General features: G+C 45.4%; 18 protein-coding genes and 1 other annotated feature (1 of these 19 cut by a window edge). Of the genes, 1 reads left to right on the top strand and 17 read right to left on the bottom strand.

The features are described from left to right. Positions 1–96: a binding site (T-box leader), on the bottom strand (it extends 119 nt beyond the left edge of the window). A gap of 77 nt (positions 97–173) precedes the next feature. The 5 genes from gltX to VB077_RS08620 form a co-directional block, all read right to left on the bottom strand. Further along, on the bottom strand, positions 174–1,628 hold the full coding sequence (gene gltX / locus VB077_RS08640; RefSeq protein ID WP_323414825.1) for a glutamate--tRNA ligase: 1,455 nt from the start codon (positions 1,626–1,628) through the stop codon (positions 174–176). A 4-nt stretch (positions 1,629–1,632) separates the two neighbouring features. Continuing rightward, entirely contained in the window at positions 1,633–2,127 is a 495-nt protein-coding gene (gene ispF, locus VB077_RS08635; protein WP_323414824.1) for a 2-C-methyl-D-erythritol 2,4-cyclodiphosphate synthase, read from the bottom strand. A 3-nt stretch (positions 2,128–2,130) separates the two neighbouring features. After that, complete coding sequence (gene ispD / locus VB077_RS08630; RefSeq protein WP_323414823.1) at positions 2,131–2,841, bottom strand: 2-C-methyl-D-erythritol 4-phosphate cytidylyltransferase; 711 nt, start codon at positions 2,839–2,841, stop codon at positions 2,131–2,133. Beyond that, positions 2,834–3,997 (bottom strand): PIN/TRAM domain-containing protein, encoded by a 1,164-nt coding sequence (locus tag VB077_RS08625; RefSeq protein WP_323414822.1) that lies wholly within the window; start codon positions 3,995–3,997, stop codon positions 2,834–2,836. Before VB077_RS08625 ends, ispD begins: the two co-directional genes overlap by 8 nt. A gap of 94 nt (positions 3,998–4,091) precedes the next feature. Continuing rightward, positions 4,092–4,568: a CarD family transcriptional regulator gene (locus VB077_RS08620; protein WP_323414821.1), complete on the bottom strand. Its 477-nt coding sequence runs from the start codon at positions 4,566–4,568 to the stop codon at positions 4,092–4,094. Between the two features lie 182 nt (positions 4,569–4,750). Here VB077_RS08620 and VB077_RS08615 point away from each other — a divergent pair, with 182 nt between their 5' ends. Then, positions 4,751–5,143, top strand: coding sequence for a DUF1573 domain-containing protein (locus VB077_RS08615; protein WP_323414820.1), 393 nt, complete (start codon positions 4,751–4,753; stop codon positions 5,141–5,143). Positions 5,144–5,237: 94 nt separating this feature from the next. On the opposite strand, the gene VB077_RS08610 is transcribed toward VB077_RS08615, so the two are convergent. The 12 genes from VB077_RS08610 to fdnG form a co-directional block, all read right to left on the bottom strand. After that, a complete protein-coding gene (locus tag VB077_RS08610; RefSeq protein ID WP_323414819.1) occupies positions 5,238–6,095 on the bottom strand; it encodes a YitT family protein in 858 nt (285 codons plus the stop codon). A 17-nt stretch (positions 6,096–6,112) separates the two neighbouring features. After that, complete coding sequence (radA, locus tag VB077_RS08605; RefSeq protein WP_323414818.1) at positions 6,113–7,498, bottom strand: DNA repair protein RadA; 1,386 nt, start codon at positions 7,496–7,498, stop codon at positions 6,113–6,115. A gap of 134 nt (positions 7,499–7,632) precedes the next feature. Further along, on the bottom strand, positions 7,633–10,077 hold the full coding sequence (locus VB077_RS08600; protein ID WP_323414817.1) for an ATP-dependent Clp protease ATP-binding subunit: 2,445 nt from the start codon (positions 10,075–10,077) through the stop codon (positions 7,633–7,635). A 2-nt stretch (positions 10,078–10,079) separates the two neighbouring features. Then, complete coding sequence (locus VB077_RS08595) at positions 10,080–11,156, bottom strand: protein arginine kinase (protein ID WP_323414816.1); 1,077 nt, start codon at positions 11,154–11,156, stop codon at positions 10,080–10,082. Beyond that, on the bottom strand, positions 11,156–11,686 hold the full coding sequence (locus VB077_RS08590; RefSeq protein ID WP_323414815.1) for a UvrB/UvrC motif-containing protein: 531 nt from the start codon (positions 11,684–11,686) through the stop codon (positions 11,156–11,158). Before VB077_RS08590 ends, VB077_RS08595 begins: the two co-directional genes overlap by 1 nt. A gap of 22 nt (positions 11,687–11,708) precedes the next feature. Beyond that, positions 11,709–12,179 carry a CtsR family transcriptional regulator gene (locus VB077_RS08585; RefSeq protein ID WP_323414814.1) on the bottom strand — a complete coding sequence of 157 codons (471 nt, stop codon included), beginning with the start codon at positions 12,177–12,179 and terminating at the stop codon, positions 11,709–11,711. Between the two features lie 142 nt (positions 12,180–12,321). After that, complete coding sequence (locus VB077_RS08580) at positions 12,322–12,654, bottom strand: hypothetical protein (RefSeq protein ID WP_323414813.1); 333 nt, start codon at positions 12,652–12,654, stop codon at positions 12,322–12,324. A gap of 167 nt (positions 12,655–12,821) precedes the next feature. Next, entirely contained in the window at positions 12,822–13,250 is a 429-nt protein-coding gene (locus VB077_RS08575) for a universal stress protein (RefSeq protein WP_323414812.1), read from the bottom strand. Positions 13,251–13,428: 178 nt separating this feature from the next. Next, on the bottom strand, positions 13,429–14,205 hold the full coding sequence (gene fdhE / locus VB077_RS08570; protein WP_323414811.1) for a formate dehydrogenase accessory protein FdhE: 777 nt from the start codon (positions 14,203–14,205) through the stop codon (positions 13,429–13,431). A 22-nt stretch (positions 14,206–14,227) separates the two neighbouring features. Continuing rightward, positions 14,228–14,923 carry a formate dehydrogenase subunit gamma gene (locus VB077_RS08565; protein WP_323414810.1) on the bottom strand — a complete coding sequence of 232 codons (696 nt, stop codon included), beginning with the start codon at positions 14,921–14,923 and terminating at the stop codon, positions 14,228–14,230. A gap of 27 nt (positions 14,924–14,950) precedes the next feature. Then, entirely contained in the window at positions 14,951–15,736 is a 786-nt protein-coding gene (locus tag VB077_RS08560; protein WP_323414809.1) for a 4Fe-4S dicluster domain-containing protein, read from the bottom strand. Position 15,737: 1 nt separating this feature from the next. Then, a complete protein-coding gene (fdnG, locus tag VB077_RS08555; RefSeq protein WP_323414808.1) occupies positions 15,738–18,785 on the bottom strand; it encodes a formate dehydrogenase-N subunit alpha in 3,048 nt (1,015 codons plus the stop codon). Positions 18,786–18,931: the final 146 nt, after the last annotated feature.

Genomic DNA, 18,931 nt, shown 5'->3' with positions numbered 1-18,931 from the left:
GGATGCACTTCACAAGGCCCCTCTGAGATGGTTTCCACCCAGTCCATCCTCTCTTAACATCGGGTTCCTTCCTACTCTTCCTATCATCACGTTTACTCACATTTTTAATTATCAGGATCAAGCTTGAATAAAAGTATAGATAATCCCCGGCCTAATGTCAACATTCCTTTAAATTAAAGGTACTGACCCGCTGCCTCCAACCGTTTAAACACATTCTCCCTTCCTAAAAGCGGAATAATATCATAGAGTTCCGGTCCATGCATTTGTCCGGTTAAGGCAATGCGGATTGGCATATAAACCAGCTTGCCTCCAAGTTTCAATTCCTTGGTAATCTGCTTTAATAAGGGTTTTATCTCACCGACGGTTACCTCTTCCAACGCTTGAAGCTTAGCCTTAAAGAGTTCAAGCACTGCCGGCACCTGTTCTCCGCGAAGAATTTCGAGGGCCTCTCCCTCCGGAGCCGGAGCCACAGCCCCATAAAAATACTGAACATAATCCTTCACTTGAGCCATATACGAAAGGTGATTCACAATCGCTTGGACAAAATGCATAAGCCATGCTTTTTTCTCCTCGGAAAGCTCACCCTGAGGCATCACCCCTATTTCCCGCAGATAAGGAAGCGCTAGTCCAGCCAATCGTTCAGGTGAGGACTGCTTAATATAATGTGCATTAATATAGTTCAATTTATTCAAATCAAAGACAGCCGGACTCTTAGAAACCCTGTCTAAGGAAAATATTTTTTCTAGTTCCTCCATCGTAAAGAATTCTTCCTCTCCGGATGGAGCCCAACCCATAAGGGCAATGAAATTGACCACAGCTTCCGGCAAATAACCCTTTGCTTTGTAATCAATGACAGCCGTATCGCCATCCCGCTTGCTCATTTTATGGCCCTCAGTATTTAAAATCAGAGAAATGTGCGCAAATTCGGGGGCTTGAAGTCCCAAAGCCTGATAGATTAAGACTTGGCGTGGTGTATTCGAAAGGTGTTCCTCCCCACGAACAACATGGGTAACATGCATTGATGTATCATCAATGACAACCGCATAATTATAGGTTGGGATACCATCCGATTTGACAATAACATAATCACCGATTCCATCACTGTCAAAAACGACATCGCCACGAACCAGGTCGTGAATCACAATTTGCTGTCCTTCAGGTACTCGAAAACGCACCACAGGTTTACGTCCTTCTGCTTCATATTGCGCCTTTTGTTCTTCTGTTAAGTGACGGCATTTGCCCAGATAACGCGGAGTTTCCCCCTTAGCAATCAGAGCTTGGCGCTCCTCTTCAATTTCCTCCTCCGAGCAATAACAATAATAAGCATGTCCGCTTTTTAACAATTTCTTCGTATATTGGCGGTAAAGATCAAGCCTCTCCGTTTGACGATAAGGCCCGTTTTCGCCGCCGACTTCGATTCCCTCATCCCACTTGATATCAAGCCAACGCAACGCCTCGAGAATGTTGTGTTCGGATTCCCGGCTTGACCGTTCCAAATCTGTATCCTCACTGCGAACGATAAATACTCCGTCTTCATGACGAGCTAATAAATAATTAAAAAGCGCGGAGCGTGCCCCTCCAATATGTAAAGGTCCTGTAGGACTTGGCGCAAAACGAACTTTGATCATAATTTTATTGTTCCTCCCCTATTTTCGATAGTATAACAATAGCCTGAGCACTAATACCCTCTTCTCGGCCTTCAAACCCCAGGTGTTCCGTCGTCGTGGCTTTGACTGAGACCTGATCTGCTTTAACCTTCAGTGCTGCGGCTAATTTCTCCCGCATAGCAAGGATAAATCCCGCAAGTTTCGGGCGTTCGGCAATAATGATACAGTCTAAATTACCCAAGACATACCCTTTTGAATTTAATAATTGCCTTACCTCTTCAAGTAAGGCTAAACTCGAAATTCCTCGATAACGCTCATCGGTATCAGGAAAGTGCTTGCCAATATCTCCAAGGGCCAAAGCCCCGAGAAGTGCGTCCATTATCGCATGGGTTAAAACATCTGCATCTGAATGGCCAAGCAATCCCCGCTCATATGGAATTTCAATTCCTCCGAGAATCAAAGGGCGGCCTTCGACCAGAGCATGTACATCATAGCCAATACCAACTCTAATCGTTCTCACTCCTTATTCTTTTCTGTGTTCACTCTCTAATCTTTTCTTAAGGATGCTTTCCGCAAACCATAAATCTTCCGGCGTAGTTATTTTAATATTTTCCGGCGTTCCATCAACGACCTGCACTGCTTCGCCCAGCCATTCCACTAAACTCGCATCATCTGTCCCCAGAAAACCGGCAGCTGCACATTGACGATGAGCTCTCTCCAAAAGCCCGCGTTCAAATATTTGAGGCGTCTGCACCGCCCTCAATGTTTCGCGGGCAGGCGTCTCAAGAACACACCCTTTTTCATCGATACGTTTAATGGTGTCCTTCAAGGGTATAGCCATAATGGCTGCCTTAAACTTTTCCGATTCTGTAAAAAAACGGGTGAGCTCTTCCAATGTCAAAAGGGGGCGTGCCCCATCATGCACAGCCACCCGTTGGATGGCTGGATTCAGAGCCCTTACCCCCGCATAAACTGATTCTTGGCGTTCCTTTCCGCCAAGCGTAACTTGAGAAACCTTATTAAACCGATACTGCGCTACGATGGTCCGAATTCTTGGCAAATCTCCCTCAGAACCAACGACTACAATTTCCCGAACCTCTGGTGAAGATTCAAAGAGAGCTAAAGTATGGGCCAAGATCGGTCGGCCGTCAAGCATTAAAAAGAGCTTGTTGCAGGCGGCCCCCATTCGTTTTCCCTGCCCGGCGGCAGGAATAACGATACCTATCTCAGCCAAGAAGGTTCACCTCATCCGTCGAGGAAAGGTCCATCGGCTTTTTTCCGACAACACCCTTTGGTTTTGCAAAGATCATGCGGCCGGCGGCTGTTTGTAAAACACTTGTTACCAAAACCGTGAGATGCTGCCCCATGTAACGGCGGCCGGTATCGACAACGATCATCGTCCCATCATCAAGATAGGCAACGCCTTGTCCTGCTTCTTTACCTTCCTTCATCACTTGCACGACCATTTCTTCACCCGGAAGGACGACCGGTTTAACCGCATTGGCTAATTCATTGATATTTAAAACCTTAACCCCTTGCAATTCAGCCACTTTATTTAAATTATAATCGTTTGTCAAAATGGGAGCCCCTAAAACCTGCCCTAATCGTACCAGTTTACTATCCACTTCGGCAATATCTTCGAAATCCTGTTCATAAATTTCGACCTTAATAACCGTCTCTTTGGAGATATGATTCAGGATATCGAGCCCACGCCTTCCCCTGTTTCTTTTAAGCAAATCCGAAGAGTCGGCAATATGCCGAAGTTCTTCTAAGACAAAACCGGGGATTAAGAGTACCCCTTCAACAAAACCCGTCTTTACGATATCCGCGATTCGGCCATCGATAATAACGCTGGTATCTAAAATCTTATAATTCGAGTTAGATAATTGCTCATGAAGAAGCTCAGCTTTAGGTTCTTTACTTTTTTCCCCTTTTTCTCCTCTTAAACGAGGCAGGATATTGAAAAATCCCAGAATATCTTCTTTTCGTTTAACACCAAGAATTAACCCCAGGTACCCCAGCGAGAGACTGATCAATATCGATAAAACAGGTCCAAGAAAAGGAATTTGGGATATTGTATTACTTAATAAACTAGCAATAATAAGTCCGATGATAATCCCAATCGCTCCGCCCATTAAATCATGCGTCGGTATTTTGGTCAACCGAGTATCCATCCAACGCACTAAAACCAAAAAACCGTCAATACACTTTGGCGCAATTAAAAAACCGATTACCGCAAAAATAAGGGCGATGATACTCGAAATCCAAATAGGTGATAATTGTCCCGATAAAAAAGGTAATAAATCAAACCTTAATAAAATGAAGCCTGCATAAAAACCGATTCCACCAAAAATTAGTGTGATGATCCCGCGTATAATATTGCGAATCATCGCATCACCTCCTTTAAGGCATTTAACCTTATTTTTTCTAAAAATATTTCTTATTATACTCCGACTCACCGAATAATTACAAACAACGTTGTTTCTATACGAGCAATCCCTTAAGACGTTGGCGCATTTCCTCCTCATGTGACTCTTCGACTAAAACAAGTTCACTGATTAAGATTTGATAGGCATTCTCATACATCTTCTTTTCGCCTGCAGAAAGACCCTTTTCATGATCACGCTGGGAAAGGCTGCGAACGACTTCCGCAACAGAAAAAATACTTCCGCTTTTAATCCTTTCAAGATTCGCCCGATAACGTCGATTCCAAGCAAGTACCGGAAGCTCGCTATCATTTTCAAGGATCTTAAAGACTTTGGGAACCTCATCAGGGGATATGATCTGACGTATCCCAAGTTGTTTAATATTGTTCAGTGGAATGTAAACCTTCATGCTTCCAACCGGAATATGCATAACATAATACTGCCGAGATTCACCAAGGACTTCCCGATCTTCAATCGCTTCAATGACCCCGGCCCCATGCATTGGATAGACGACCTTATCACCGATTCCAAACACACGATTCACCCCCTGTTCCTATTATAACAAGGTTTCCCAAATGGGTCAAAATTTTAAAATAGTAAACTATATCATAGTCTTGTCTAAAATGTCAATTGTTAGCGCATGTTATCGCGAAAATTGACAACTGCCCTCAAGCCTAGCTATAATAAAGTGGTCAGAAAGGAGTGAGGTTCGATCCCATGGAAGAAATCACTGATCATTTCCAAGATAGTGTCCAATCGTTGCTCATCCGTCATCAAAGTATCTTAGATATTTTATCAAAGGGACAGGAGGCTTCTGCCCGTGTCAATCGGGCTGTAGTAAAATCTGTAACCAGCTGTGGCTGCCTTGGAATCGATGCACACAAAAAACCTCTCCCTGAAAATGTAAGTATCCACGACTTAAAGGACATACTCAATAGTCAATTGGATGGACAACTCTGTGATAATTGCAGAGATATTATACAAACAGAATTAGGAAAACAACTCTTTTATATTGCTGCTTTGGCAAATACTTTGGATATTTCACTTGCTGAAGTTATTACTAAAGAGGAAAGCAAGCTTAAGACTTTAACTATTTTCAATTTTACTTAACTTTAAAAACCTTTTAAGTGCCACGCGTGGCGCGCGTGAAACTGCTGGGGCTGTTACAAAACAGCCCCTTTTTCGTGTGCACAAAATTATGGATCTAGTGGATTGCCTTTTTAGCCAAACGTCCCCCAAGAACTTCATGAACGTCTTGAATTGTGACAAAAGCTTCTTCATCGATTTCATCAATTATTGATTTTAACTTTGACACCTCTAAACGGGTAACAACCGAGTAGAGAACTCCTTTAGCCTGCTTGCTGTAACCCCCTTGGCCTTCCAAAAACGTAACGCCGCGGCCAAGACGTGCCATCAATACTTCGGCAATTTCATCCGGTTTATCCGAAATGATAATCACCGCTTTTGATTCATCCAACCCTTCAATCGTTAAATCAATCACCTTAAAGGCCACAAAATAGGCAATGAGGGAATACATCGCTCGATCCCATCCAAAAACCACTCCCGCACTGCTCAATATAAAGAGATTAAAAAACATAACGATTTCGCCCACGGAAAACGCTGTTTTCTTTGACAAAATAATGGCCACGATTTCGGTTCCGTCTAAAGAGCCGCCATAACGGATCACCATTCCCACGCCAATTCCAATAATAATCCCGCCAAACACTGCCGCCAGCAGGGGATCTTGCGTTAAACTCGGCATAGTATGAAAAGCACTTACACCCAAGGATAGTATGCTAATCGCATAAAGGGTTGAAATAACAAAGGTTTTGCCAATCTGAGAATACCCGAAAATGAGAAAAGGAAGATTAAAGACGAATATGAAAACACCTAAAGGCATCTTCGTTAAATAGCTCGTAATAATGGATATCCCATTGATTCCACCGTCTACAATATTATTGGGAACAAGGAAAATTTCCAAGCCAATCGATGCCAGTATTGCTCCAATCGTAAGGAAAAGAAACTTATAAACTGTTTTTACTTTCTTCTTTTGTTTAACCACTGAAACCCTCCCTTATTTTAGCCCTTTCCGGTTCTTAAGATCTCCTCAATCACTTCGCGCAAAGTCCCTTTCTCAACGATCTTAATTTGCGTTAAGTCCATAGGTTTCCTGATCGTATCCTTTGGAATATACACTTTCTTAAAACCCATCCTGTCCAGTTCGCGGATACGCGACTCAAGCGCCGGAACCTTTTTTAGCTCTCCTGTCAACCCCACATCCGCCACAAAAACCGAATCTCCGGGAATAGGCACATCTCTTACGGAGGACACAATGCTCAGGATCACTGCCAAATTGACCGCCTGCTCTTTTAACTGAAGTCCGCCCGTTGTTTTGATGACGACATTTTTATCGTATAAATCGATTTTTCCCCTTTGCTCGAGAATCGAAATTAACGTATTTAATTGCTCCCTGCGCAAGCATTCCGAAATTCTTGAGGGATAAGGTGTAAAGGATTTTGAAACTAAGCTTTCTACCTCGACAATGATCGGACGGGTACCTTCCTTGACCACAGTGAGCGCACTTCCGGAGACTTTTTCTCCCGGTGAACGCGTCGTCATAAAAAACTCGGATGGATTGTCAATGGAGAGCATCCCCTGATCGGTCATCGAAAAAAAGCCGATTTCTCCCGTACTTCCAAACCTGTTTTTCGAGCACCAGGCGGCCCTTAGCTCTTCTCCGCTTTCCCCGTTTAAAATCAACACCGTATCCACAAGATGTTCTAAAGCTCTAAGGCCGGCTATTTCATCTTCTTTGGTCATCTGCCCGACCATAATCACGGCCCGAGGACGCTCACTATTTTTGGCAATTTTAAGCAGCTCATTGGCACATTCCATCGTTTGGACAGGAGAACCCGGCCGAGAATTATATTGCTCTAAGGAGAAGGTCTGAACACTATCAATAATCACTAAATCAGGGTCAAGCTCCTCGACAGAAGCGAGAATATTGTTTAAAAGCGTATCCGAATGAAGCCAAATATTATGGTGATTTCTTTTCAGTATGCGATCCGCTCTGCTTTTAATCTGACTTTCGCTTTCTTCGGCCGAGGCATAAAGGACTTTATAACCCTGTGAGGCTACATCATCGGCAACTTGGAGAAGCAGTGTCGACTTACCCGCACCCGGGCGAGCCGTAAGAATGGTCAGTGAATCCTTGACAATCCCGCCGCCCAGAACGCGATTGAATTCCTTAATTCCCGTAACAATTCGATCACTGTTACCCGCTAAGACTTCGGATAGTTTTTTAGCGAAAGGCCTCGGGCGATTTAAAGCAGATGCCGAAACTCCTGTGGACTGGTGAATCACTTCTTCAAAGGTATTCCATGAATCACATTCCTGACATTTTCCCATCCAGCGCGGACTTTCATAACCACATTGAGAACAACGATAAATGACTTTTGCCTTCATAGAAACCTCCTTCTCTCTATCCTTTTTCGCTTTAACACGCTTGTATTCCTCCACTTCATTCGGCAAAAGATAAAGAAAAGAAAAATCCGGCTGTACACATCAATACGTGCATAGCCGGATTACTCATTTCTTTATTAAATCTTCGTGAACTTCATTTTCCCCTCTCCAGCTTCAACACGGATATCATCACCTGTTTTAAATTCACCTTGGAGGATCTTTTCAGACAGGCTGTCCTCAATCAGGCGTTGAATTGCCCGGCGCAGAGGACGAGCTCCATACATTGGATCATTGCCTTCCTTCGCAATAAGTTCCAGTGCGCTCATTTCCACCTGCAGTTTAAAGCCTTGTTCTTCAACAAGCTTATTCACTTGCTTCATCAAAATCTCAGAAACTTTGAGTAAGGCTTCTTTCGGCAGAGAATGAAAAACGACAAGCTCATCAACACGATTCAAAAATTCCGGACGGAACGTTTTTTTCAGTTCATCCATAACGTTTGAACGCATATTCTTATAGTCTGTATCAGCATCTCTGCGTGAAGCAAAACCCATTGCTTCCTTATGAAGGAAGGATGCTCCGACATTAGAAGTCATAATGACCACCGTATTGCGAAAGTCCACAGTTCGACCCTTCGTATCGGTCAGACGGCCGTCTTCTAAAACTTGCAAAAGAATATTAAAAACATCGGGATGGGCTTTTTCAATTTCATCAAGCAATATGACACTGTAGGGCCTTCTGCGAATGGCTTCGGTGAGTTGTCCCCCTTCGTCATGTCCGATATATCCGGGAGGTGCTCCGACGAGGCGGGATACCGCATGTTTCTCCATATATTCGGACATATCAATCCGAATCATCGCATCTTCCTCACCAAAGAGTGCTTCGGCCAGGGTACGCGCAAGTTCAGTCTTCCCAACTCCGGTGGGGCCAAGGAAAATAAAGGAACCAATCGGACGTTTGGGATCTTTCAGTCCCGCGCGTGCCCGACGGACGGCTTTAGCCACTGCGGCTACAGCATCATCCTGACCCACTACCCGCTCATGCAAGATATCTTCCAGATGCAAGAGGCGTTCGCTCTCTCCTTCATTGATCTTTTTAACTGGAATTCCTGTCCAACTTGCTACGATCTGAGCAATATCTTCCTCGGTAACACTCGTTTTATGGATATCCCGCTTGCTTTCCCAATCCGCCCGTTTTTGGGCCAGTTCCTCGCGAAGCTTATGCTCACGATCCCGAATTTCTGCAGCCTTTTCAAATTCTTGGGCTAAAACAGCAGCTTCCTTTTCCTTTTTCAGTTGTTCAACCTGCTCTTCCAGAGTCTTCATATCCGGTGGCGCATTATAAGTTTTTAGACGGACGCGTGAAGCCGCTTCATCCATTAAATCAATGGCTTTATCCGGCAGGAAACGGTCGGAAATATAGCGGTCAGATAAACGAACCGCTGCTTCAATCGCTTCATCCGTGATCTTCGTCCGATGATGGGCTTCATAGCGATCGCGAAGTCCTTTCAGAATTTCAATTCCCTGCTCAACCGTAGGTTCACCGACGGTAATCGGTTGGAAGCGCCGCTCTAAAGCCGCATCTTTTTCGATATACTTTCGATATTCATCCAGTGTAGTAGCACCTATGCACTGCAGCTCACCGCGGGCCAAAGCCGGTTTGAGAATATTGGCGGCATCAATGGCTCCTTCGGCTGCACCGGCTCCGATTAAGGTATGCAATTCGTCAATGAAGACAATGACATTCCCATCGACACGAATTTCCTCCATCACTTTCTTCAAGCGTTCTTCAAATTCTCCGCGATATTTACTTCCCGCTACGACAGACGAAATATCCAACGTAACCACGCGTTTATTGGCCAGGATTTCCGGAACTTTATTTTGAACAATCTTCTGGGCTAAGCTCTCCGCAATCGCCGTTTTCCCAACCCCCGGCTCACCAATGAGCACAGGGTTATTTTTGGTACGGCGGCACAAGATCTGAATCACCCGTTCCAATTCATTCTCCCGTCCCACTACGGGATCGAGTTTCCCCTCCCGTGCCAATTGGGTGAGATCGCGTCCAAATTCATTCAGGGTTGGCGTATTTCCCTGACTTGCGTTTTTTCCGGTCGGTACGGAATTCGCTCCGGCAGGCATTGGAATATCCTCCGGTTCGCCTCCCAGCAAACGGATGACCTGTTTCCAAATCCTATCGGGACTTACCCCCATATTAAGAAGCACGCGGGCCGCTACTCCTTCTCCTTCCATTAAGAGTCCAAGCAGTATATGCTCTGTCCCAATATAATTTACGCCCTGACGCCGAGCCTCTTCATTCGCGAGTTCCAGCACACGCTTGACACGCGGTGTAAATCCCACTTCACCGTTATAAGGCTGGCCAACGCCGACAAGGGCCTCAATTTGTTCTCTGACCTTGTCGGGATCGACATTTATCGCATTTAAGGCTTTGGCTGCAATTCCTTCCCCTTCGGCAACCAATCCCAGAAGAAGATGCTCGGTTCCTACAACATTGTGTCCCATCCGCTGCGCTTCAGCCTTAGCCAAGTTTAAAACTTTTATTGCCCTTTCCGTATATTGCTGCGGCATAATTATTCACTCTCCTTTTTATCAGTCAAAGTATGATCACTTAACGCTCCTCGAATAATACGAGCGCGTTCTTCATCTCTCTGGGCCGGATCTAATTCTTGGTTTAGGATGTACTGAAGATTGCCCGGCAATGAATCGACTAAGAGGGTTTGAAAACTTTTTTCCGTCCGCGGCAGAAGTCCCATATCCACTCCCATCCTGTCTAAGGATAATAGATGCATTGCATCCTCCGAGGAAAGCAGCCGCGCATTTTGCAAAGTTCCCCGAGCCCGCCATACCTGATCTTCCAGAACTGATTTCGCCCCACTTTTAAGCGCATCTCGGGCATGCAGTTCATGTTCAACAATCTGACCTGTTACTGCTTCCAAATGAGTTAAAATATCCTCCTCACTCTGTCCCAGAGTGATTTGGTTAGAGACCTGAAAAAGATGGCCAAAGGCCTGTGAGCCTTCACCATAAAGACCTCGAACAGCCAGCCCCAGGCTCGAAAGAGAACCTAAAATTTGCTGGACTTGCTTGGTCATCACCAACCCCGGCAGATGGACCATGACAGAAGCCCTCATTCCCGTTCCGACATTCGTCGGACAGGCTGTTAAATACCCTTGAGCCTCCTGGTAGGCGATATCCAACCGTTCTTCCAAATAATCATCCATTAAGTTTGCTAAACGATAACATTCTCGAAGTTGATTTCCGGGAAGGAGAGACTGAATCCGGATATGATCTTCTTCGTTAACCATCACTGAAATACGATGGTTCCCAGTCAGCGCTACGCCCCGTGAGCCCTTGCTCTGCACAAGACCGGGACTGATTAAATGTTTTTCAATGAGAACCTGCTGCTCAATAGGCGATAGATCGGGAAGCGATAAATAAGTCAGTTGTTCTCCCTCGAATGTTATATTTTTAATGGTCTCCGCAATTTTCTCTTCTATTTCATGCGACTTTTCCGGTGTTAAAACATGAGGAAAAGGAATGCTTTCCAGATTCCGGGCTAAGCGCACGCGGCTGCTGAGGACGACAACGGAATTGCTGCTTTCCTTCAGCCATTCGCTTTGGCCTAACAAAAGCTCTTTTCGCTGCATTACTCCTCCCCTCCTTTGGCTTGCTCAAGTCTCTTAATCTCATCCCGGACAAGAACTGCGCCTTCGAAATCTTCCTTTTGCACAAGCTGCTGAAGTCTTTCTTTTAACTTCGTTATCTGAACTTTTTCCCTAAGCATTTTTCCGCGGCGGGCCGGTATTTTTCCCGCATGTTGTCCGCCTCCGTGTATACGCCGCAGCAAAGGTTCCAACTGATCACTAAAGGTTTGGTAGCATACACTGCAGCCCAGTTTTCCGGCCTGTGTAATTTGGGAGAAACTTATGCCGCACTGTGGGCACACCTTTTCTTGGGTTGGATTTAGGGCTTGATCTTGTCCTTGATTTTGGGCCGATGTTGTCAGGCCAAAGAGAGCTTGCAGGAAATCGGGGACGATGCCCGGATTAATGACAAAATTTAATCCCTGCGCATGATGTGCGCAGTATTCACAAAGATATAAGTTTTGGGTTTTTCCGTTTATCGTTTTCGTAATCTGTACATTTGCCTCGCGTTGTTGACATTTTTGACAAAGCATATCGGCTCTCCCCTTTCACAATTTAATTCAAATCCTCTCGACTCAGAGTGATTAAAATTCGCTTCATGATATGCGCTCTCAGCACATCCGGATTGACTACTCCATTGTCTAAACTATCCGGGTGCATCATTGTCCGAATCAAGGCCGCTTCCCGGGTGGTCACTACTTCCTCTTGCAAGAGCCTTTTTAGAAGCCCGAGCGCCCTTTCATAAGAAAGCTGGCTGCCGATTAACTGACGTATAATATTCTGGAATTGATTATCATGATCCCAGCCTAGGCGAACGATTCGCAGATATCCGCCGCCTCCACGGCGGCTCTCGACTAAATATCCCCGTTCAACCGTAAACCGTGTACCCAAGACGTAATTGATTTGAGAAGGAGCACAAGAGAATTCTCCGGCAAGAACGCCTCGCTGGAGAACGACAAATCCCTCGTCAGATTCCTCCAATATTCTTAATAAATATGCTTCGATGCGGTCTGCAAGGTTACCCATTGTGATCCACTCCTAAACTATGACGTTTTCTGACGTTATGACCTTCTTTGACCTTTAACATTATCTTACTCATTATGATTCTAATTTGCAAGTTAAAAAGTATAAATAATAATCCCCTATAAATAAAAAACTTCGTTTTCGCTTAACCCGCGAAAACGAAGTATATCCATGCCGATACAGTAAGCAAGCCTACTGTTGCTAAGACAAACACAACCGGCTTTCCTTCTAAACAATGTGGACTTATGCTTTGATTATTTCCCAATAATATACGGTTCAATTCAGAACGTTCGCTAACTTGACATTCGCTAACTTGGCGTTCGCTAACCTGTGTCTCCGGAGAATGACTCATTTCAGATTTCACCGCGGAACTGCGCACTGTCTGTTTTTCCTTTTCCTGAATATCCTGCCAGTGAATCGTTCCGCCCAGCAAATAACGAATTTCCTCTGAACTTAATTCAATTATCTTTTCCTTCATTCCGGAACCGTCTCCTAGCTGCAGTCGTTAATTAACCGTTTACACTTTTTGGTATTCGCGATTAACACCGGAAATCCCTGCCCGAAGGAGAAGGACCAAAGTCCTAAATTCATATACAGATTTCTCTAAAACCCTATATTTCGATAGTATTTCTTTAGTTTTCTACATCACTTCGTAATAAGAACTGGACATGTTGCTTTTACCAACACACGTTGACTCACACTTCCAAAAACCGAACCCGCCACAACACCATAACCATGGCTGCCCATGACGATCAAATCAATGTTCTCTTTCTCAACTTCTTCCAAGATTTTAGTCACCGGATGCCCCGAAGCCAACACCGCTTTGATCTCTACTCCTTGAGTATCGATTCCGGCAAGAGTAGCATCTAAAGCAATTTTCCCATGCTTGTTTAAATCTTCTTGAGTTACGCTGATTCCATAGGAAACAGTATAGCCCCAATAAGCCTGGGGCGTATATGTGACATGAAAAACCTCAATTTCCGACTGGAACGTCTTAGCCAATTCGATTGCTGTCATCAATGAGCGTCTGGAATAATCCGAAGCATCTGTGGGTACAAGAATTTTCTTATACATAAAAATCCCTCCCTTATTTTATTCTTTGTGCTCTTACCCTTATTCTATAACCAAATCTATAATATTGCATGCAATTTATTTGGTAAAAAGACCCCAGTCCTTTTGCATTAATGACTCTCGTTCATTAACGATTCAAAAGGACTGGGTCTTTTAGGAATGCTTTTTATTCGATTAACAACTATGAGATTAAACCCTTTTTCGCGGCCTGTTCATGGGCCCACTTCTCAGCGGCATAATTGAGGGGCAAGGTTCGGATATCCTCCCAACCCCAGTCCTCTACCGCCCGTTCTCTTAGATCCACTTCTTTGAAATCCCCGCCGCACGCCTGACAAACAACGATCTCTACACCGGGATAATTCTCATTTTTTAGATACGTTTGATCAGACGCTTCTTCACTGCCGCAGTGAATACATCCTACCCGTTTACCCGGCCATTCATGATCACAGCGTGTACAATGCAGGAAGCGTTTTCCAACAGGGGGAACAAGCACGGAAAACCCAGCCTCCTGCCCGCAAATAGGGCAAGTATACCCCCCTTCGCCATCCGCATTTTTGATGAGATCCTCGGACAATGTTTGACAGGCGAGTTTGAAAACCCCCTGAACAGCTAGCGTAAAATAGCTGAAGAGTTCTTGATCCTCAAGGCTTTGCTCCAAACGATAGACATTCCAGGCGGATTGAATTTCCTCAGCCGAGCATAACCGCTTACTTTCATTAAGTAAACGATTGACTAATTCCAGGACAGGCTCCTCCGGTAGACTGGACAAGCTAAAATAGGGATAACTCTTAGCCGGAACAATTTTTTGGGTCCAATACTGCCCGCGTTCCTTTTGCCATTGCCGAATGATATTCTGTAGATTTATATATGCCTTGTACAGTGATTCAAGCTCTTTATCCCTTGTTTCCTCTGTATCCTTTGTTTCTTCTGTTGCCTTTAAAGGTTTTAGCTGTGTCACAGGATTCCTCTCCTTTTGCAGATCATTCTTGACCCTTCTTCATCCTCTCATACCATGCAGCATGATGGGCCTTGGCAAACTTAGCGGAAACATAACCATTCAACATACCCGGCAAAGCCGCGCGCGACTCCGGATGCAAAACGCCTAGGTAAAAGTGCCCGAGCACCGCAGCCGTCATAATAAACATGGCCAGATCATGAATAGGGTATGCCCAGCGAACCAGTGCGGGCGGAAAAGCAGGTGCAAACCACATAACAATCCCACTCAATGTAATAAAGATCGTGCCAAATACTGTTAACAGTGAATTAATTTTCTCTCCGCCATTAAACTTATCCTGAGCGGGATAATCTCCATGCCCGCCGAAAAACTCTTTTGGAAAAGCCGTGACATGCTGCAAATCCGCTTTTGAAAAGTGAAAAATTGATTTTAACCAATACCAATGATACTTAGGATTGCCGATAAAAAACATTGCCCCAACAACAACAACGAAAATGACAGCTACAACGCGATGAAGGAGACGAGCAACGTCTACTCCGCCAATTATCCCTAATGCCGGACGAAAGGCGAGAGACAGTATCCCCACCCCCGTAAAAAGAAGGAGAAAGAATGATATAGCATGGACCCAGTGGCTTACGCGCTCGCCCAACGTAAAACGCAACACCTTATTAGAATTGACGGTCTTTCCCAAATTATTTTTTGTTCCTGTCTGAACTGACATCAGCGTTTGGCCCCCTTTCTATACTTCTTACTCATCTGAATCTTTTCCCCGATATCCTCCGCGCAAGAGGTTTCCCATGACTCCAACGACCACTGCGGCAGCAGCCCCGCCTACGGCAATTTTACCTACCGGCCGGACAACATCTTTCCATAATGTAAGGGAAAGCGGCGTTTGCGGATTGACCGGCAAGCCGTAAACCTCGGGATCATCCAGGAGCAGATAGACGAATGTTGTCCCACCCATCTCGGTTTCTCCATAGATTCGGGCCTTAGGATGAGTCTTTTGAACTTCGGCCAGTCTTTTCTTCGCCTCAGCCATAAGCGTCTCACGCTCTCCGAATTGGAGAGTTCCCGGTTGGCAGGTTGCGACACAGGAGGGGATTAAGCCATTTTCGACCCGGTCAATGCATCCTGTACATTTGTACGCCTTTTTAGTTGTCTTATCCAGTTTGGGAACACCAAAAGGACAATTCTCGACGCAGAATCCGCAGCCTATGCATAATTCCTGATCAATCACGACATAACCGGAATCCTTCTTGCTGATGGCATTCGAAGAACACGACTTCAGACAGGCCGGCTCTTCACAATGGAAGCACTGTGCCTTACGAATATACCAGTTCATCTTCTGCTTTTCATACTTTTCCGTAAACGTCATATATGTCCAGGTATTCGGTGTGAAATCCTTCATAGTCTGGTAGCTAGTCACAAGCTTGGTTTTCTCAGCCGGGAGTTCATTCCACTCTTTACAGGCAACGGTGCATGCTTTACAGCCCGTACATTTTGAAGTATCGACCAAAACCATTTTTCTTGACATCTTAAGCCCTCCTTAGGTTGACCAGACAGACTTTGGTCTCAGGAGTTCCTGCACCGGGGTCAATAGATGCAATCGTTAATTCGTTCGTGCTCGGTCCGGGGCTTAAGCTTGCAAATCCCCAACTCCAAGGCATCCCAATGGTCTCCGTATCTTTGCCGTTGATTTTATAAGTTTGAAGGCGATCCGTGACTAAGCAGCGCACTTCCACTTTGCCGCGGGCCGAGGAAACTTCAACTTTGTCTCCCTCTTTGACGCCAATCTTTTGCGCCAGATTTTTGCTGATCTCAGCAAAAGGCTCAGGCATCAATTCATTAAGCCAAGGAATATTACGCGTAATCCCGCCTGCACAGAAATGCTCCACAACGCCATAGGTTGTTAATACATAAGGATAATCCTCTGGCTTACCGCGTTTCTGAATTTCCGGGAAAGCAGAAGGCACAATTGCCGTGGGACTTTCCGAAACTGCGGGGTGTAAGAGATTCGTGGTTGGGCTTTCCGTCGGTTCATAGAATTCCGGGAAAGGCCCATCGACACAGAGTGCAGCCGGGCGCACACCGATAACCGGTTTTCCGTCGGCAGGCGGAGTTGTGGGCATACCGCTCGTATATGTCGCTGCAAAGAGACGGCCGACCCCTTCGGGGTTCATCCGGAAACTCTGCATTCCCTGAGGAGTATCCGGACCTTTCGTTTTATCCGCAACATCCGGTCCGTCATTTCCTGTCCAGAGCTTTTTCTCATCATCCCACCAGACAAGCTTACGCTTTGCATCAAGCGGTTGCCCTTGATCATCACAGGAGGCACGATTGTACAAAATACGGATATTGCCCGGCCAAGCATAGCTCCAACCGGTGTAAAGCCCGAGGCCCGACGGATCATCGTTTTTCCGACGTGCGGCTAAATTCCCATTCCCAGTGACACCTGCATAGACCCAGCATCCTGTTGAAACAGTTCCCACCGGAGCATTGAGATAACTTGCTAATGTCGGTAAAACCTGACCCGTCGTTTCATCATAACCCCCGAGCTCCTGAAGTACCTTAAGCGCACTGGGCTCTTCGCCATAATCCCAACGGGCCTTGAGAATCGGAGCATCCTTCGCTTCAGTACTTCCGACATACAAATGACGTAGCTTTTTAAACAGGGAATCGATAATATCAAGATCAGGCTTAGCCTCGCCCAGCGGTTTAAGCGCCGCATCCTTCCATTGAATCCAACGCGAAGAATTGGTCAGAGAACCGTCTTTTTCATAGACAAAGGCTGCCGGGAACATGATGACCTCAGTTTGAATTTCCGCCGGGTTTACTCCGGGTTCCCGCCAGAATTGAGCGGTTTCAATCTCGTACAGGTCGGATACGACGAGCATATCCACTTTTCTGAGTGCGGAACGGACAAGCTGGCGATTCGCAATCGATACTAAGGAGTTCGAACCAAAATTAAAGAGAAGCTTAAACTGCCCTTTTTCCATCAATTCGAAGACCTTGACCATTGTCGCATTTACCGCTGGATTGGTTTTCGGTATATAACCAAACCCATAATCATTTTCTTTTGTAGCATTTTCGCCAAACCACGCTTTGAGAAGGGCCACAATCGGCTTCTCTTGAACAGAGCCATTGCGCACCAAATAATCTTGAAGCGTTTGATCAGTATTGATAGGATATGGAAGATAACCCGGGAGATTGTTGACTAGATTGGCCATATCCGTAGAGCCTTGGACGTTAGGCTCCCCGCGCAGCGCATTGATTCCGCCGCCGGCCTTACCGACATTACCCAGCAACAGCTGAATTACGGCATAGGCACGAATTCCTTGAACCCCGGTCGTATGTTGGGTCATTCCCAAGGCATAGAGAATACTTCCCGGGCGGGCACCGCAGAACGTCTCGGCAATTTCCTTAATTTTAGCGGCCGGAATTCCCGTAATTTTCTCTGCCGTATCGAAGGTATAGCGGGCATAATGTTCCTTAAGCTTGCTCATAACGCAGTCAGAATCCTCGAAAGAGGTAGCCTGCAGCGGTTTTTTATCAGCATCAAGTTGATAACTCCAGCTCGCCGTACCATATTTATTCGTTTTCGAATCGAACCCTGAAAAGAGTCCTTCTTCAAACTTATAATCCTTATTTATTTTTAATAAGGCATTTGTATGCTTTCTAAGATAATCTTCATCATAAACCTTATTTTCAATAATATAGTTGATTATTGCTCCTAAATAGGCAATATCTGTTCCCGGACGGATCTGTGCAAAAACATCGGCCTGTGATGCAGTCCGTGTAAACCGAGGATCAACGACAATTACCTTTGCCCCTTTTGCTTTGGCACGATTAATCCAGCGCATTGCAATGGGGTGATTTTCGGCACAGTTTGAGCCGGCAATGAGGAATACCTGGGAATTTTGTAAGTCTGACCAAGAATTGGTCATAGCACCACGGCCAAATGAGGGTGTCAAACTTGACACCGTGGGAGCGTGTCATATACGGGCCTGATGTTCAATATAAGGTGTACCGATAACACGGCAAAACTTTGTGAAAATGTACGATTCTTCATTATCCACTTCGGCAGAGCCCAGAAAAGCAATTCCCTCTGCGCGATTAACACTGAGATCTACCGTTTCACCCGTCTTCGCATTCTTGACTTGTTCGGTAGCTTTCCAAGTGACATCTCTGACTTCTTTTACTTTTTTGGCAACCCGGTCCAGAGCGTCTTCCCAGGAAATCTCTTCCCAGTGATCAGAACCGGGAGCTCTGCGCCGAGGTTTCGTTACACGATCCGGTGAGTAAGCAACACTGCGTAAGCTGGCAGCTTTCGGACACAAAGTCCCTTCATTTGTCGGATTATCCGGATCTCCTTCTAAATGAACAAGCTTGCCCTCCTTAACATAAAGAAGCATACCGCAGCCACCAGAACAAAAATGGCAGATACTTGGGAGCTTTTGACTTCCCTCGATTCTTAGAGCATACCCTTGTGCCTGAGCAACTTCCGGTTCAAACCCAAGCCCTGTCACTAAGGCAGCGAGTGATGCTCCCGAAAGCTTCAGAAAATTACGACGGGATACCTCCATCTTTCTTCCTCCTCGTATAATATGATTTGTTCCTAGCTCCACGAGTCCTTTTTAAATGGAACGTGGAGTTTTAATTTAGCCAAGTTATAACTGGAAATTTCTTTGAGCAATAGGGTGCGCGCAGTATAACGCATACCCCATGCAGC

Origin of the sequence: Desulfitobacterium sp. (assembly GCF_034927245.1) — a bacterium.
Lineage (GTDB): Bacteria > Bacillota > Desulfitobacteriia > Desulfitobacteriales > Desulfitobacteriaceae > Desulfitobacterium_A.
Note: the sequence above shows the minus strand (reverse complement) of the source record. Positions and strands in the feature narration are given on the sequence as shown.

What these genes read in the sequence shown, in the direction of transcription:
- gltX (WP_323414825.1), bottom strand. Translation starts at nt 1,628, where the DNA reads ATGATCAAAGTTCGTTTTGCGCCAAGTCCTACAGGACCTTTACATATT.
- VB077_RS08625 (WP_323414822.1), bottom strand. Translation starts at nt 3,997, where the DNA reads ATGATTCGCAATATTATACGCGGGATCATCACACTAATTTTTGGTGGA.
- VB077_RS08615 (WP_323414820.1), top strand. Translation starts at nt 4,751, where the DNA reads ATGGAAGAAATCACTGATCATTTCCAAGATAGTGTCCAATCGTTGCTC.
- radA (WP_323414818.1), bottom strand. Translation starts at nt 7,498, where the DNA reads ATGAAGGCAAAAGTCATTTATCGTTGTTCTCAATGTGGTTATGAAAGT.
- VB077_RS08600 (WP_323414817.1), bottom strand. Translation starts at nt 10,077, where the DNA reads ATGCCGCAGCAATATACGGAAAGGGCAATAAAAGTTTTAAACTTGGCT.
- VB077_RS08595 (WP_323414816.1), bottom strand. Translation starts at nt 11,156, where the DNA reads ATGCAGCGAAAAGAGCTTTTGTTAGGCCAAAGCGAATGGCTGAAGGAA.
- VB077_RS08590 (WP_323414815.1), bottom strand. Translation starts at nt 11,686, where the DNA reads ATGCTTTGTCAAAAATGTCAACAACGCGAGGCAAATGTACAGATTACG.
- VB077_RS08585 (WP_323414814.1), bottom strand. Translation starts at nt 12,179, where the DNA reads ATGGGTAACCTTGCAGACCGCATCGAAGCATATTTATTAAGAATATTG.
- VB077_RS08580 (WP_323414813.1), bottom strand. Translation starts at nt 12,654, where the DNA reads ATGAAGGAAAAGATAATTGAATTAAGTTCAGAGGAAATTCGTTATTTG.
- VB077_RS08575 (WP_323414812.1), bottom strand. Translation starts at nt 13,250, where the DNA reads ATGTATAAGAAAATTCTTGTACCCACAGATGCTTCGGATTATTCCAGA.
- VB077_RS08565 (WP_323414810.1), bottom strand. Translation starts at nt 14,923, where the DNA reads ATGTCAGTTCAGACAGGAACAAAAAATAATTTGGGAAAGACCGTCAAT.
- VB077_RS08560 (WP_323414809.1), bottom strand. Translation starts at nt 15,736, where the DNA reads ATGTCAAGAAAAATGGTTTTGGTCGATACTTCAAAATGTACGGGCTGT.